This is a genomic window from Pseudomonas sp. MF08875 (assembly GCF_059862525.1).
On the sequence record NZ_JCBCUW010000006.1, the window covers coordinates 123,954 to 138,817 of the forward strand.

General features: G+C 63.7%; 11 protein-coding genes. All 11 read right to left on the reverse strand.

The annotated features are described in order from the left end of the window. Positions 1-19 precede the first annotated feature (19 nt). Complete coding sequence (locus AC19YT_RS05335) at positions 20-715, reverse strand: anaerobic ribonucleoside-triphosphate reductase activating protein (protein WP_176465159.1); 696 nt, start codon at positions 713-715, stop codon at positions 20-22. Further along, complete coding sequence (nrdD, locus tag AC19YT_RS05340; RefSeq protein WP_095110769.1) at positions 712-879, reverse strand: anaerobic ribonucleoside-triphosphate reductase; 168 nt, start codon at positions 877-879, stop codon at positions 712-714. Before nrdD ends, AC19YT_RS05335 begins: the two co-directional genes overlap by 4 nt. Before the next feature lie 31 nt (positions 880-910). Then, positions 911-2,926, reverse strand: a complete 2,016-nt coding sequence (locus tag AC19YT_RS05345) for a ribonucleoside triphosphate reductase (protein WP_095110770.1) — start codon at positions 2,924-2,926, stop codon at positions 911-913. A gap of 305 nt (positions 2,927-3,231) precedes the next feature. Then, entirely contained in the window at positions 3,232-4,224 is a 993-nt protein-coding gene (gene moaA / locus AC19YT_RS05350) for a GTP 3',8-cyclase MoaA (protein ID WP_095110771.1), read from the reverse strand. 25 nt (positions 4,225-4,249) lie between these two features. Beyond that, positions 4,250-5,185 carry a peptidylprolyl isomerase gene (locus AC19YT_RS05355; RefSeq protein ID WP_095110772.1) on the reverse strand — a complete coding sequence of 312 codons (936 nt, stop codon included), beginning with the start codon at positions 5,183-5,185 and terminating at the stop codon, positions 4,250-4,252. Continuing rightward, positions 5,178-5,876 carry a respiratory nitrate reductase subunit gamma gene (narI, locus tag AC19YT_RS05360; RefSeq protein ID WP_500597931.1) on the reverse strand — a complete coding sequence of 233 codons (699 nt, stop codon included), beginning with the start codon at positions 5,874-5,876 and terminating at the stop codon, positions 5,178-5,180. The genes AC19YT_RS05355 and narI overlap by 8 nt, the downstream gene beginning before the upstream one ends. Next, positions 5,869-6,624: a nitrate reductase molybdenum cofactor assembly chaperone gene (narJ, locus tag AC19YT_RS05365; protein ID WP_095110774.1), complete on the reverse strand. Its 756-nt coding sequence runs from the start codon at positions 6,622-6,624 to the stop codon at positions 5,869-5,871. The genes narI and narJ overlap by 8 nt, the downstream gene beginning before the upstream one ends. Before the next feature lie 2 nt (positions 6,625-6,626). Continuing rightward, on the reverse strand, positions 6,627-8,165 hold the full coding sequence (narH, locus tag AC19YT_RS05370) for a nitrate reductase subunit beta (RefSeq protein ID WP_095110775.1): 1,539 nt from the start codon (positions 8,163-8,165) through the stop codon (positions 6,627-6,629). Position 8,166: 1 nt separating this feature from the next. After that, positions 8,167-11,940, reverse strand: a complete 3,774-nt coding sequence (locus AC19YT_RS05375; RefSeq protein ID WP_095110776.1) for a nitrate reductase subunit alpha — start codon at positions 11,938-11,940, stop codon at positions 8,167-8,169. A 68-nt stretch (positions 11,941-12,008) separates the two neighbouring features. Beyond that, the gene (locus AC19YT_RS05380) at positions 12,009-13,406 is read right to left on the reverse strand and encodes a NarK family nitrate/nitrite MFS transporter (protein ID WP_095110777.1); all 1,398 of its coding nucleotides are present in this window, start codon (positions 13,404-13,406) and stop codon (positions 12,009-12,011) included. Positions 13,407-13,474: 68 nt separating this feature from the next. After that, positions 13,475-14,701, reverse strand: a complete 1,227-nt coding sequence (locus AC19YT_RS05385) for an MFS transporter (RefSeq protein WP_371856250.1) — start codon at positions 14,699-14,701, stop codon at positions 13,475-13,477. Positions 14,702-14,864: the final 163 nt, after the last annotated feature.

Consider the following 14,864-nt stretch of genomic DNA (forward strand, 5'->3'; position numbering starts at 1 on the left):
CTCACAACTGCTCCCCCTCCTATCCTCGCAAGATGAATTCCGGAAACAGCTCGCGCATTTGCGCCCATAGTTCTGCCTGGCGGGTTTGGGGGGAGATGAGGGACAGTTCGGGGTCGAGCATGCGGGCGGTGCGTACCAGTTGGATGGCGAAGCGTTTTACCCCGCGCTCGCTCAGTTGTTCGGCCAACTCCAGCAGGCGCGGCGGGTCGAACAAGTGCCAGTGCACGGTGGTGCGGCATTCGTAGTCCACGCCGCTGTCGAGCAGGTGGTCCAGGCTGCGCCAGTTGGCGGCACCGCTGCCGGCCACGCCGGTCACGCTTTCGCTGTCCTGGGGCAGGGCCTTGACGTCGAAACCTACCCAATCGGCCAAGCCCACCACTTTGGCGAACGCTGCAGGTTTGATCCCGGCGCTGTGCAGGCCGATGCGAAAGCCCATTTGCCGCACTTCATGGATGGCCGCCGGTAAGCCTTCTTGCAGGGTCGGTTCGCCGCCGCTGAACACCACGGCGTCGAGCAGGCCTTGGCGGCGTTGCAAAAACGCCAACACCCGGCACCAATCCAGCTCGGCGCTACCGCGCGGGCCGATCAGGTCCGGGTTGTGGCAGTAACGACAACGCCAGGCACAGCCCTGGCAAAACAGCACGCAGGCCAGTTGCCCGGGGTAGTCGAGCGTGGTCAGGGGCACCAGGCCCCCGACCCTGAGCATTCGACTCATTGGCGGGCGGCCATGGCCGCGGTTTCGGTGAAGTGCTGACGCTCGCGGTGTTCCGATTGCTTACCGGGGTTGAAGGCCGCGACGGGGCGGTGGTAGCCCATCACCCGGGTCCAGACTTCACAGCGTTGGCGTTGGTCTTGCGGCAGGGTTGCGGTGGCATTCATGGTGAGACTCCTTGCGGTGGGTAAAGGGAAATCAGTCGGCGCTGCCAAGCACCTGGGCCTGTTGCAGCAGGGCTTCGTCGCACTTGGGGCAGAACTCGTGTTCGCCGTCGAGGTAGCCGTGCACCGGGCAGATGGAGAAGGTTGGCGTCACGGTCAGGTACGGCAGGCGGAACCGGCCCAGGGCGTTGCGCACCAGTTGCTTGCAGGCCTGGGTCGAGGAAATGCGCTCGGCCATGTACAGGTGCAGCACGGTGCCGCCGGTGTATTTGCATTGCAGCGCATCTTGCAGTTCCAGCGCCTCGAAGGGGTCGTCGGTGAAGCCCACCGGCAGTTGCGAGGAGTTGGTGTAGTACGGCGCCGTGGCGCAACCGGCCTGGAGGATGTCCGGGTAGCGCTTGAGGTCTTCCTTGGCGAAGCGGTACGTGGTGCCTTCGGCCGGGGTGGCTTCAAGGTTGTACAGGTGGCCGGTTTCTTCCTGAAAGCGCAGCAGGGTGGCGCGTACATGGTCGAGCAGGCGCAGGGCGAATTCGCGGCCCTGTTCGGTGTGCGTGCCCTCTTGGTCACCACTGAAGTTGCGCAGCATCTCGTGCAGGCCGTTGAGGCCGATGGTGGAGAAGTGATTGCGCAAGGTGCCCAGGTAGCGCTTGGTGTAGGGGTAGAGGCCGGCGTCCATGTGGTGCTGGATCACCTTGCGCTTGACCTCCAGGCTCTCCATCGCCAGTTCCATCAGAGTGTCCAGGCGCTGCAACAGGCCGCTGGTGTTGCCCCGGAACACATAGCCCAGGCGCGCGCAGTTGATGGTCACCACCCCCAGCGAACCGGTCTGCTCCGCCGAGCCGAACAGGCCGCCGCCACGCTTGAGCAGTTCGCGCACGTCCAGTTGCAGGCGGCAGCACATCGAGCGCACCTGGTTGGGCAGCATGTCGGAGTTGAGGAAGTTCTGGAAATACGGCAGGCCATAGCGCGCGGTCATCTCGAACAGGCGATCGGCGTTTTCGCTGTCCCACGGGAAATCATGGGTGATGTTGTAGGTGGGGATCGGGAAGGTGAACACCCGCCCCTTCGCGTCGCCGGCCTGCATCACTTCGATGTAGGCGCGGTTGAGCAGCTCCATTTCCGCTTGCAGGTCGCCGTAGGCAAAAGGCATTTCCTCGCCACCGATCACCGGGATCTGCTCACGCAGATCTTCCGGGCAGACCCAGTCGAACGTCAGGTTGGTGAACGGCGTCTGGGTGCCCCAGCGCGACGGCACGTTGAGGTTGTAGATGAACTCTTGCAGGGCCTGGCGGATCTCGGGGTAGGTCAGTTGGTCCTTGCGCACATAGGGCGCCAGGTAGGTGTCGAAGGAGCTGAACGCCTGGGCCCCGGCCCATTCGTTTTGCAGGGTGCCGAGGAAGTTGACCATTTGCCCCAGGGCGCTGCTCAGGTGCTTGGGCGGCCCCGCCTCCACTCGCCCCGGCACGCCGTTGAGGCCTTCGTGCAGCAGGGTGCGCAGGGACCAACCGGCGCAGTAGCCGGCGAGCATGTCCAGGTCGTGGATATGCAGGTCGCCCTCGCGGTGGGCCTGGCCGATTTCATGGCTATAGACCTCATCCAGCCAGTAGTTGGCGGTGACCTTGCCCGACACGTTGAGCACCAGCCCGCCCAGGGAGTAGCCCTGGTTGGCGTTGGCCTGCACGCGCCAGTCGTCGCGGTCCAGGTACTCGTTCATCGAGGTGGCGACTTCCACCAGGGTCTTGCGGTCGCGACGCAGGCGTCCGTGTTGCTCGCGGTAGACAATATAGGCACGCATGGCAAAGAAGTAGCCGGCGTCCATCAACACCCGCTCCACCCGGTCCTGGATCTGCTCGACATGCAAGCGGCCATGGCCCTCCAGGCGTGCGAGTACGGCGTCGAGCAACACCTCGGCCTCAACCTCGGTGTACTCGCCCGTGGCCCGCCCAGCGGCGATCAACGCCTGGCGGATCTTATCGGCATCAAAGGCCACCAGGCTGCCATCGCGCTTATGCAACCGGTTCAGTCCCGCCGTAATCAACGTGCTCTGCATCCCGCCTCCAGACACTACATATAGGTGTTTATAGTTTTAAAAACACAAGATGCGGGAAAGACTACGGACAAAGCCCCCTCAGGCCATTGACCGACATCAAGTTTTGCAGGCGAAAAAAACCGCCCACAGGGGCGGCAAAAGGGAATTGATCGCATTAGGTGCGGGCCCTGCCCGCGAGGAAGCCGGGGCAGGCGCTGCACTTCTGGCGGCCGGAATGCCGCCATCACGGGCAGGCCCGCTCCCACAGAAGAGAAACAAATCCCGCCCACAGCCACAGAGGAAAAACAAACCTCGCCCACAGCCCCTTAACCGCCACTCACACTCATAAACCGCAAAATCTGCACCGAACCATCGGGGCTGAAGTCGTGGCGTTGGGGTTTGCCGCGCAAGGCGGTGTGGATGGCTTCGATCAGCGGCGCGTCGTCCAAGGGGTAGCGGCGTAGCAGGCCGCGCAGGTCCAGGGCGTTTTCCTGGCCCAGGCACAGCAGCAGGCGCCCTTCCACGGTCATGCGCACCCGGTTGCAGGTGGCGCAGAAGTTGTGGCTGTTGGGCGAGATAAAGCCGATGCGCGTCTGCGCGTGGCGGGCCAGGCGCACATAGCGCGCCGGACCGCCGCTGCTTTCGGTGCTGTCGAGCAGGGTGTGATCGCGCTCGATCAGCGCCCGCACCTCGTCACTGGAGCAGAACGACTCGCCGCGTTCGCGGCCCACCTCGCCCAGGGGCATCTCCTCGATAAAGCTGATGTCGATGCCCTGGTCGATGGCGTATTGCACCAGCGCCGGCACTTCGTCGAAGTTACGCCCCTTCATCACCACGCAGTTGAGCTTGACCCGGGCGAACCCCGCGTCCCGCGCTGCTTCGATCCCGGCCAGCACCTGGGCCAGGTCGCCGTTGCGGGTGATGGCGCGAAACCGCGCCGGGTCGAGGCTGTCCAGGCTGATGTTGATGCGCTTGACCCCCGCCTCCACCAGCGGTCGCGCCAGGCGCCCGAGTTGCGAGCCGTTGCTGGTCATCACCAATTCGCGCAGCCCTGGCAGCGCGGCGATGTGCCGGCACAGGTCGACAATCCCCGGGCGAATCAGCGGCTCGCCTCCGGTCAGGCGGATCTTGCGCACCCCCAGGCCGACAAACACCCCGGCCAGGCGCTGCAACTCTTCCAGGGTCAGCACCTGTTGGCGGGGCAGGAAGGTCATGTTCTGCGCCATGCAATACACACAGCGAAAATCACAACGATCGGTGACCGACATCCGCAGATAGTCGATCTGGCGTCCAAAACCATCCTGCATGACTGTTTTCATCCCATACTCCCCGTTGGCCAAAGGCTCACTGCACCAGCGGCGAGTCCGCGCCCTGCAAGGCGATACCGCGCACATCGGCGGCGCCGATCAGGGTTTGCAGGTATTGCACCAGGGCCTTTTGCCACACGCCTTGCTGCAACTGGGTGCGGATCGCCACCGCCACCGCTTCATAGGGCAGCGGCATGCCTTCCACGCGCTGATCGACGCTCACCACGTGCCAGCCGTAGCGGCTTTCCAGAGGCTTGGCGCACAACCCCGGGGCCAGGGTGAACAGTTGCCGCTCGAACTCCGGCACCGTCTGGCCCTTGCTGATTTGCCCCAGCGCCCCACCCTGGGCCTTGGACGGGCAGGCCGAATACTTGAGCGCCAACTCGGCGAAGCTGCCGGGCAGGTCAGCCAGGCGTTGCACCAGGATGTCCGCCTGCTCGCGCGCCAAGTGGCGCGCCTCGGCGTCGTCCGGCGCGCACTCCAGGAGGATGTGCCGCACCGCCAGCAACGGTGCGCTGTGAAAGCGCGCCCGGTTGCTCTCGTAGTAACGCAGGCACGTGGCCTCGTCGCATTGCGGCACCTGCACTTCGCGCTCCAGCAGCAGGCGGGTGGCCGCTTCCTCTTCGTTTTCCCCGGCGCCGACCTGCAACAGCAGGCCCAGCTCGGCGATACGCTGCTGCAACAGCTCGCGGATCACCAGGGCGCGGGCGGCCAGGAACACCGCCTCCTCGCGGCTTTCAGCCGGGTGGTATTGCAGCTCCAGGGCCATGGCCTCGGGGGTGATGGCCACGCCGTTGACGCTGACGATGGGCCATTCCTGCTCGCTGCTGGCGATCAACTCTGGCGCAGCCTCGGCCACGGGCTCGAATTCCACCGCGCCGCTGGCAGCCGCCACTGGGGCCAGGCTTTCTTTATTGGACGACCCGCAGCCACCGCCGCCGTTGCCGCCGCCACATCCGCAGCCACTAGACATGATTGCCTCCTTGGGCTTTTTGCCGAACGATTTGATAACGCCGCCCCAGGTACCACACCGGCGCGCTGACGATATGCACCAGGCGGGTGAACGGGAACAGCACGAACAGGGTCAAGCCGAGGAACACGTGCAGCTTGTAGGTCAGGCCCACCGGGGCGATGGCCGCCGCCGCTTCCATCGGGCGCAGCATCACGGTGTTCTGCGCCCAGTCGGCGAGCAGCACCATCACCGAGCCGTCCATGTGGGCGGTGGAGGCGGCGATGGTCAGCAGGCCCAGGAGCAACTGCGCCAACAGCACGAACAGGATCAGGATGTCCGAGGGGCTGGAGGTGGCGCGTACCCGTGGGTCGGTCAGGCGGCGGTTGATGAGCATCAGCAGGCCGATCAGGCACAGGCCGCCGAAAAAGCCGCCCGAAACCATGGCCAACAACTGCTTATGCTCGGTGCTGATGACGTGGTGGTAGATCGACGCTGGGGTCAGCAGGCCGACAAAGTGCCCGGCCAACACAAACAACACGCCGACATGGAACAGGTTGCTCGCCACGCGCATGCCGCGCCCGCTGAGCATCTGGCTGGAGCCGGCCTTCCAGCTGTACTGCGACAGGTCGAACCGCGCCCAACTGCCGATCAGGCAGATCGCCAGGGCGACATAGGGATAAATCCCGAAGGCCAACAGATTCCACTTATCCATGCTTCACCTCCACGGCAGGCGCGCCGGCCTGCCCTTCATGCTGAAAATCCACCCAGTGCAACGGCACCGCGCTTTCCTCGCGGGCCTTGCCCGGGGCGCTGGGCATCGAGCTGCAACGGTCCTGCTGCTCGGCCTTCATAAAGTCCACGGCCTCTTCTTCCCAGACCTTGTCCAGGGCTTCGAGGGAGTCGTCGCGTACCTCCGCCGCCACTTGCTCACGCAACTCGGCCACGGCCTTTTGCGGCTCCATGCCGGCGATTTGCAGCAACGCACGAAAGCAACTGGCGTAAGCGCTTTCGCGCTCGTCCAGGCGCGCCGCCAGCAGGGCCAGTAAATGCCCGACATCCGCCAGGCCCTCGCGGGCCTCGATGTCTTCGCGGGTGGAGAGGAACTCCAGGTACAACGGGATGTAGTCGGGCAGTTCCTTGACGCCGATGGCGAACCCCGCCGCTTCGTACTGGGCCATCATGTCGACCATGGCCTGGCCCCGGTCGCGGGACTCGCCGTGGACGTGCTCGAACAGCAAAAGCGACAGCGAGCGGCCACGGCCGAACAGCGCGCCGTAGTGTTCCTGGCCGTCCATCAGGTCATTGCCGCAGATCAGCTCCAGCAGCTCGAACAAACCGCCGCGCTGCTTGGGGCTGATTTCCCGGGCCTGGATGATCGCCTGCTCCAGTTCATCGCGCCCCTCGATCAGGCCCTGGGTCGGGTAATCGAGGAGCAACGAAATTACTTTCAGGATGCGCATGCTCATTCCTCCCACAGCTGTACGGTTTTGAGCACGTCGCGGCGGTTGGCCTTCTTCGCGCCGAACATGTTGGTGTCGGAACTGCCGCTACAGCCGCTGCCGAAGCTGAAACCACAACCCGAACGCTCGGCGAAGGCGTCGCTCAGGGCCTCTTCACGGTGGGCGCTGGGCACGACGAAGCGGTCTTCGTAGTTGGCGATGGCCAGGTAGCGGTACATCTCTTCAACCTGGGCCACGCTCAGGCCGACGTCTTCCAGCACTTGCAAGTCCTGCACGCCGTCCACCTGTTCGGAGCGCTTGTAAGCGCGCATCGCCAGCAGGCGCTTGAGGGCGCGCTTGACCGGTTTTTCATCGCCGGCGGTGAGCAGGTTGGCCAGGTAGCGCAACGGAATGCGCAGGCTGTCGACGTCCGGGATCACCCCGTTCATGCCCACGGTGCCGGCCGCGGCGGCGTTCTGGATCGGCGACAGGGGCGGCACGTACCAGACCATCGGCAAAGTGCGGTACTCGGGGTGCAACGGCAGGGCCAATTTCCAGTCCACGGCCATTTTGTACACGGGCGAACGCTGCGCCGAGTCGATCACCGACTGCGGCACGCCATCGGCCAGGGCCTGGCGAATCACCGCCGGGTCATTGGGGTCGAGGAAAATTTCCAGCTGCTTCTCGTACAGGTCCTGCTCGTTGGCGGTGCTGGCCACCTCGCTGATGCGGTCGGCGTCGTAGAGCAGCACGCCGAGGTAGCGGATGCGCCCCACGCAGGTTTCGGCGCACACGGTGGGCATGCCGGCCTCGATGCGCGGGTAGCAGAAGATGCACTTCTCGGATTTGCCGCTTTTCCAGTTGAAGTAGATTTTCTTGTACGGGCAACCGCTGATGCACATGCGCCAGCCGCGGCATTTTTCCTGGTCGATCAGGACGATGCCGTCCTCTTCACGCTTGTAGATCGCGCCACTGGGGCAAGACGCCGCGCACGCCGGGTTGAGGCAGTGCTCGCACAGGCGCGGCAGGTACATCATGAAGGTGTTTTCGTACTCGCCATAAATGTCGGCCTGGATCTGGTCGAAGTTCTTGTCCTTGCGCCGCTTGGCGAACTCGGTGCCCAGGATCTCCTCCCAGTTGGGGCCCCACTCGATTTTTTCCATGCGCTTGCCCGACACCAGCGAACGCGGGCGGGCCACCGGTTGGTGCTCGCCCAGGGGCGCGGTGTGCAGGTGCTGGTAGTCAAAGTCGAACGGCTCGTAGTAGTCGTCCAGGCTCGGCAGGTCGGGGTTGGCGAAGATGTTCGCCAGTACGCGGAACTTACCGCCAATCTTCGGGTTGATCGAGCCGTTGGCGTTGCGCACCCAACCGCCCTTCCACTTGTCCTGGTTTTCCCATTCCTTGGGGTAGCCGATGCCGGGCTTGGACTCGACGTTGTTGAACCAGGCGTATTCCATACCTTCGCGGCTGGTCCAGACGTTCTTGCAGGTGATCGAGCACGTGTGGCAACCGATGCACTTGTCCAGGTTCAGCACCATGCCGATCTGTGAGCGAATTTTCATCTCAGTTCTCCTCGATATCGGTCGGCAATGGGCGCGGCAGGTCATCGCCGCTGGAGCCATCGAGCCAATCCACCTTGGCCATCTTGCGCACCACGACGAATTCGTCGCGGTTGCAGCCCACGGTGCCGTAATAGTTGAAGCCGTAGGCCTGCTGGGCATAGCCGCCGATCATGTGGGTCGGCTTGAGCACCACCCGGGTCACGGAGTTGTGGTGCCCGCCACGGGTCTTGGTGGTTTCGGAACCGGGCAGGTTCACGATCCGTTCCTGGGCGTGGTACATCATCACCATGCCCTCCTTGACCCGCTGGCTGACCACTGCGCGGGCGGTCACGGCGCCGTTGATGTTGAAGCACTCGATCCAGTCGTTGTCCTCGATGCCGGCGCGCTGTGCGTCGATCTCCGAGAGCCAGACAATCGGCCCGCCACGGCTCAAGGTGAGCATCAGCAGGTTGTCGCTGTAGGTGCTGTGGATGCCCCATTTCTGGTGCGGGGTGATCCAGTTCAGGACGATCTCGGTGTGGCCGTTGCTGCGCTTGTCCTTGACGCCGGCGATGGTCTGGGTGTTGACCGGTGGGCGGTAGCTCATCAACTGCTCGCCGAAGGCCTGCATCCACGGGTGATCCTGGTAGAACTGCTGGCGGCCGGTGATGGTGCGCCATGGGATGTTTTCGTGGACGTTGGTGTAGCCGGCGTTGTAGCTCACGTGTTCGTCTTCCAGGCCCGACCAGGTGGGGCTGGAGATGATCTTGCGCGGCTGCGCCTGGATATCGCGGAAGCGGATCGCCTCGTGGGCCTTGGGCAGCGCCAGGTGGCTGTGGTCGATGCCGGTGAACTGCGACAGTGCGGCCCAGGCCTTGACCGCCACATGGCCGTTGGTTTCCGGGGCCAGGGACAGGATCACTTCGGCGGCGTCGATGGCGGTGTCGATTTTCGGCCGGCCCTTGCTGATGCCTTCATCGCCTTCGCGGTAGTTCAGTTCACCGAGAAATTTCACCTCGTCATCGGTGTTCCAGTTGATGCCCTTGCCGCCGTTGCCGAATTTTTCCAGCAAGGGGCCGAGCGAGGAGAACTGCTTGTAGATGTTCGGGTAGTCGCGTTCCACCACATGGATGTTGGGCGCGTTCTTGCCCGGTTGCGGCGCCACGCCGGCGGTTTTCCAGTCGGTGCCGCCAAAAGGCTGGGCCAGTTCGCCGACGCTGTCGTGCAACAGCGGCACGGTCACCAGGTCTTGCTCGACGCCCAGGTGGCCGTCGGTCATGGCCGAGAACGCCTTGGCGATGCCTTTGTAGATTTCCCAGTCCGAACGCGACTCCCACGCCGGGTCGATGGCGGCCGACAGCGGGTGGATGAAGGGGTGCATGTCGGAGGTGTTCATGTCGTCTTTTTCGTACCAGGTCGCCGTGGGCAGTACGATGTCGGAGTACATGCAGGTGGACGACATGCGAAAGTCCAGGGTGGTCACCAGGTCGAGCTTGCCGATGGCGCCCTCCTCGACCCATTCGGCTTCGGTGGGCGTGCAGTCGCCGACCTTGCCGCTGTCTTCGTTCATCACCCCGTTCTTGGTGCCCAGCAGGTACTTGAGCATGTACTCGTGGCCCTTGCCCGAGGAGCCCAGCAGGTTGGAGCGCCACACAAACATATTGCGCGGGAAGTTCACCGGGTTGTCCGGTTGCTCGCAGGCAAAGCGCAGGCTGCCGTCCTGCCAGGACTTGACCACGTAGTCCTTGGGCGCCATGCCGGCCGCGGCCGCGTCACGGCATACGTGCAGCGGGTTCATGTTCAGTTGCGGCGCGCTGGGCAACCAGCCGGCGCGTTCGGCGCGGATGTTGTAGTCCAGGGCGTGTTGGGGGAACTGCGACTTGTCGGCCAGGGGCGAGAGCACGTCGTGCATGTTCATTTTTTCGTGGCGCCACTGGGAGCTGTGGCCGTAGAAGAAACTGGTGCCGTTCATCTGCCGTGGCGGGCGGTTCCAGTCCAGGCCGAAGGCCAGGGGCAGCCAGCCACATTGCGGGCGCAGTTTTTCCTGGCCCACGTAGTGGGCCCAGCCGCCGCCGGTCTGGCCGACGCAGCCGCAGAGCATGAGCATGTTGATGAGGCCACGGTAGTTCATGTCCATGTGGTACCAGTGGTTCATCGCCGCGCCGACGATAATCATCGAGCGGCCTCGGGTCTTGTCGGCGTTGTCGGCGAACTCACGGGCGATCTGGATGGCTTTCTCACGGCTCACGCCAGTGATCTGCTCCTGCCAGGCCGGCGTGCCGGGCACGCTGGCATCGTTGTAGTCGCGGGCCACGTTGGCGCCGCCCAGGCCACGGTCGATGGCCAGGTTGGCGGCCGACAGGTCGAACACCGTGGCCACCTTGACCTGGCTGCCATCGGCCAGGGTCAGGTTGTGCACCGGCACGCGGCGGTACTGCACCGCATCGCCCGCCACGTGCTGGAAGTAGTCCTGCACTTCGCCGGCGAAATAGGGGAAGCCCACTTCGGCCACATCGGCGCCGATCAGGCTCAGTTTGAGGTCGATTTCACGGCCTTCGCCGCCCTCGCGCGGCAGGATGTTCCACTTGCCCTTCTCGCCCCAGCGGTAGCCGATGGAGCCTTGCGGCGACACCAGTTCGCCGCTTGCGTCCATGGCGATGGTTTTCCACTCGGGGTTGTTCTCCTGGCCCAGGTTGTCGGCCAGGTCCGAGGCGCGCAGGAAGCGGTCGGGCTGGTAACCGGCGCCCGGGGCGAAACCGGTCATGGGCTTGAGCAGCACCAGCACCGGCAAGTCCGTGAAGCGCTTGGCGTAATCGGTGAAGTACGCGCTCGGTTTGTCCAGGTGGAATTCTTTGAAGATCACATGGTTGAAAGCCTGGGCCAGGGCGGCGTCGGTGCCCTGCTTGGGGTTGAGCCACAGGTCGGTGAGCTTGGCCACTTCCGAGTAGTCGGGGGTGATGGCCACGGTCTTGGTGCCCTTGTAGCGCACCTCGGTGAAGAAGTGTGCATCCGGGGTACGGGTCTGCGGGACGTTGGAGCCCCAGGCAATGATGTAGTTGGAGTTGTACCAGTCGGCCGATTCCGGCACGTCGGTCTGCTCGCCCCAAACCATGGGGGACGCGGGCGGCAGGTCGCAGTACCAGTCGTAGAAACTCAGGCACACGCCGCCGATCAGCGACAGGTAACGCGAGCCGGCGGCGTAGCTGACCATGGACATGGCCGGGATCGGCGAGAAGCCCACCACCCGGTCAGGGCCGAATTCCTTGACGGTGTAGACGTTGGCGGCGGCGATGATTTCGTTGACTTCGTCCCAGTTGGAACGGATGAAGCCACCCATGCCGCGCTTGCTTTTATAGGACTCGGCCTTGGCCTTGTCCTCGACGATGCTTGCCCAGGCTTCCACCGGTTTCATGGTCAGCCGTGCTTCACGCCACAGCTTGAGCAGGGGCTTGCGGATTTTCGGGTACTTGAGCCGGTTGGCGCTGTAGATGTACCAGCTGTAGCTGGCGCCACGGGGGCAGCCACGCGGTTCGTGGTTGGGCAGGTCGTTGCGCGTGCGCGGGTAGTCGGTCTGCTGGGTTTCCCAGGTAATCAGGCCGTTTTTCACGTAGATCTTCCACGAGCACGAGCCGGTGCAGTTCACCCCATGGGTGGAACGCACGATCTTGTCGTACTGCCAGCGCGAACGGTAGACGTTCTCCCAGTCGCGGGACTCCTGGCGGGTCTCGCCGTGACCATCGGAGAATTCGCCTTGCTTACGCTTGAAAAACCGCAGTTGGTCCAATAGATGACTCATGTCGCTTTCCTCTCAGGCTTGCTGCGGGGTTCTGTGCCCCGCCCACGCAATGGTTGGATTCGGGTCGGTTAGCAGGGGGTCTGCGCACCCTTGCGGGCGTACCACCACCAGGTCACGGCAATGCAACTCAGGTAGAAGCCGACGAACATGTAGAAGGCCGCCTCCGGGCCGCCGGTCAGGGCCATGGAGCTGCCGAAGGTCTTAGGAATGAAAAACGCACCGAAGGCGCCCATGGCGGAGCTGAAGCCCAGCACCGCGGCCGACTCCTTGCCGGCGTTGCGCAGCGCTTGCTCGCGCGCGGCGGGCGGTTGGCCGGCGCTGGCCTTTTCGTGGAGGGTGCGAAAAATCACCGGGATCATGCGAAAGGTCGAACCGTTGCCCACCCCGGTGGTGATGAACAGCAGCATGAACATGCCCAGGAACCCGTAGAAGTTGCCGCCCTGGCCGTTGTGCGGCAAAAAGTGCAGCACGCCGAACACCATCACGATCATCAACACGAAGTTCCACAGGGTCACGCGGGCGCCGCCCAGTTTGTCCGCCAGCCAGCCGCCCAGCGGCCGCACGAGGGCACCGACCAGGGGGCCGAGGAAGGCGAATTTGAGCGCGATCACGTCCGGGAACGAGGTCTTGATAAGCAGCGGGAACGCCGCCGAAAAACCGATGAACGAACCGAAGGTGGCCAGGTACAGCCAGCACATCAGCCAGTTGTGTTTGCGCTTGAAGATCACCGCTTGCTCGCTGAACGAAGCGCGGGCGCTGGACAGGTCGTTCATGCCGAACCAGGCGATCAGGGTTACAGCGATGATGAATGGCACCCAGATGAAACCGGCGTTCTGCAACCACAATTGGCTACCGTCGGCCAGCACTTGCGGGTTGCCGCCAATGAAGCCGAACACACCGAAGGTAATCACCAGCGGCACGCAGAACTGCATCACCGACACCCCCAGGTTACCCAGGCCGGCGTTCAGGCCCAGGGCCGTGCCTTGCTGGGCCTTGGGGTAGAAGAAGCTGATGTTGGACATACTGGAGGCGAAGTTGCCGCCGCCAAAACCGCAAAGCAAGGCGATCAGCACGAACACGCTGTAGGGGGTGTTGGGGTCTTGCACGGCAAAGCCCATCCATAGCGCCGGGGCCAACAGCGAGGCGGTGCTCAGGGCCGTCCAGCGGCGGCCGCCGAAGATCGGCACCATGAACGAGTAGAACACCCGCAAGGTCGCGCCGGACAACCCGGGCAATGCCGCCAGCCAGAACAACTGGTCGGTGGTGAAACTAAAGCCCACGGCGTTGAGGCGCACGATCACCGTGCTCCACACCATCCATACGGCAAAGGCCAGCAACAGTGCGGGAATGGAGATCCACAGGTTGCGGGTGGCGGTCTGCTTGCCGCTGGCGCCCCAGAATGCGGGGTCTTCGGGGCGCCAGTCATGGATCACCGGGCCCGAATCGGGCTTTTGCGCAATGGTCATAATCACTCTCCTCGCATCATTAAAAGGGCTGCCCTGGCGTATGTGTGTGTGTGTAGCAAGCGGGCTTGCTACAGGGGGCGTTTGCCCAGCAGCGGGTTCTTGCGCACTTCGCTCAGGTACATCCAGGCCAGCGACACCCAGACCACGCCGTACATCAACATGAAGCAGGACGAGCGCACGCCGGTCAGGTCCACCAGGGCGCCAAACAAAATCGGCAGCACAAACCCGCCCAGGCCACCGGCCAGGCCGACGATGCCGGACACCGCGCCCATGTTTTTCGGGTAGTCATCGCTGATGTATTTGAAGACCGAGGCCTTGCCGAACGCGAAGGCGATGCCCATCACGAACAGCAGCACGGTGAACAGGGTGGCGTTAAGGCCGATATGGAAATCCAGGGGGCCGTTGACGGTCTGCACCTGTAATTGGGTGGGCGGGTACGACAGCAAAAACAGGCAGACCCAGCTCACCCACAGCACCCACCAAGTCACGCTGTGGGCGCCCCAGCGGTCCGACATCCAACCGCCCACCGCGCGCAGCACACCGCCGGGCAGGGAGAAACAGGCCGCCAGCAACGCCGCGCTTTGCAGGCTGAAGCCGTATTCCTGCACGTAGTACTTGGTCATCCACAACGCCAGGGCCACATAGCCGCCGAAGACGATCGAGTAGTACTGGCAGTAGCGCCACACGGCCGGGTCTTTCAGGCAAGCCAGTTGCTCGCGCAGGGTGGCGCCGCTGGCGCTGCGGTGGCTTTTGTTCTCGGCGGTGAGGAACCAGAACAGCAATGCGGTGATAAACAGGATCGCGCTGAACACCTTGGGCACCAGGTGCCAGGTGCCGAACGCAATCAACGCCGGGGCCAGGAACTTGGTGACCGCCGCCCCCGCATTGCCGGCGCCGAACACGCCCATGGCAAAGCCCTGGTTGTCCTTGTCGAACCACTTGGCGACGTAGGCGATGCCCACCGAAAACGAACCGCCGGCCAAACCGACGAACAGGCCCAGCACCAGGAACTGCCAATAGGCAGTGGCGTAGGTAATCAGGTACAGCGGCAACACGCAGGTGAGCATCAGCAGAAAGAACACGATGCGCCCGCCGAAGCGGTCAGTGAGCAGCCCCAGGGGCAGGCGCACCAGCGAGCCGGTGAGCACAGGCGTGGCTGCCAGCAGGCCGAACTGGGTCTCGTTGAGTTGCAGCAACTCTTTGATGGGCACGCCCAACACGGCGAACATCATCCACACCATAAAACACACGGTGAAGGCCAGTGTGCTCATGCCCAGCACCAAGCCTTGTTGCATACGCGCTTGAGTCACGATGCTCTCCAGTCAGTTGAACAATGACTGCAGACTAGGGACACAGCCCCGGCAAAACTTGACTCAGGTCAACGTGGGCCTTGGGGGTATTGGCCTTTGCTTGTGCCCTCTACCTCTTAGGTGGTAGTTCGAAAAACAAGAGAAATGC

What these genes read in the sequence shown, in the direction of transcription:
- AC19YT_RS05335 (WP_176465159.1), bottom strand. Translation starts at nt 715, where the DNA reads ATGAGTCGAATGCTCAGGGTCGGGGGCCTGGTGCCCCTGACCACGCTC.
- nrdD (WP_095110769.1), bottom strand. Translation starts at nt 879, where the DNA reads ATGAATGCCACCGCAACCCTGCCGCAAGACCAACGCCAACGCTGTGAA.
- AC19YT_RS05345 (WP_095110770.1), bottom strand. Translation starts at nt 2,926, where the DNA reads ATGCAGAGCACGTTGATTACGGCGGGACTGAACCGGTTGCATAAGCGC.
- moaA (WP_095110771.1), bottom strand. Translation starts at nt 4,224, where the DNA reads ATGAAAACAGTCATGCAGGATGGTTTTGGACGCCAGATCGACTATCTG.
- AC19YT_RS05355 (WP_095110772.1), bottom strand. Translation starts at nt 5,185, where the DNA reads ATGTCTAGTGGCTGCGGATGTGGCGGCGGCAACGGCGGCGGTGGCTGC.
- narI (WP_500597931.1), bottom strand. Translation starts at nt 5,876, where the DNA reads ATGGATAAGTGGAATCTGTTGGCCTTCGGGATTTATCCCTATGTCGCC.
- narJ (WP_095110774.1), bottom strand. Translation starts at nt 6,624, where the DNA reads ATGCGCATCCTGAAAGTAATTTCGTTGCTCCTCGATTACCCGACCCAG.
- narH (WP_095110775.1), bottom strand. Translation starts at nt 8,165, where the DNA reads ATGAAAATTCGCTCACAGATCGGCATGGTGCTGAACCTGGACAAGTGC.
- AC19YT_RS05375 (WP_095110776.1), bottom strand. Translation starts at nt 11,940, where the DNA reads ATGAGTCATCTATTGGACCAACTGCGGTTTTTCAAGCGTAAGCAAGGC.
- AC19YT_RS05380 (WP_095110777.1), bottom strand. Translation starts at nt 13,406, where the DNA reads ATGACCATTGCGCAAAAGCCCGATTCGGGCCCGGTGATCCATGACTGG.
- AC19YT_RS05385 (WP_371856250.1), bottom strand. Translation starts at nt 14,701, where the DNA reads ATGCAACAAGGCTTGGTGCTGGGCATGAGCACACTGGCCTTCACCGTG.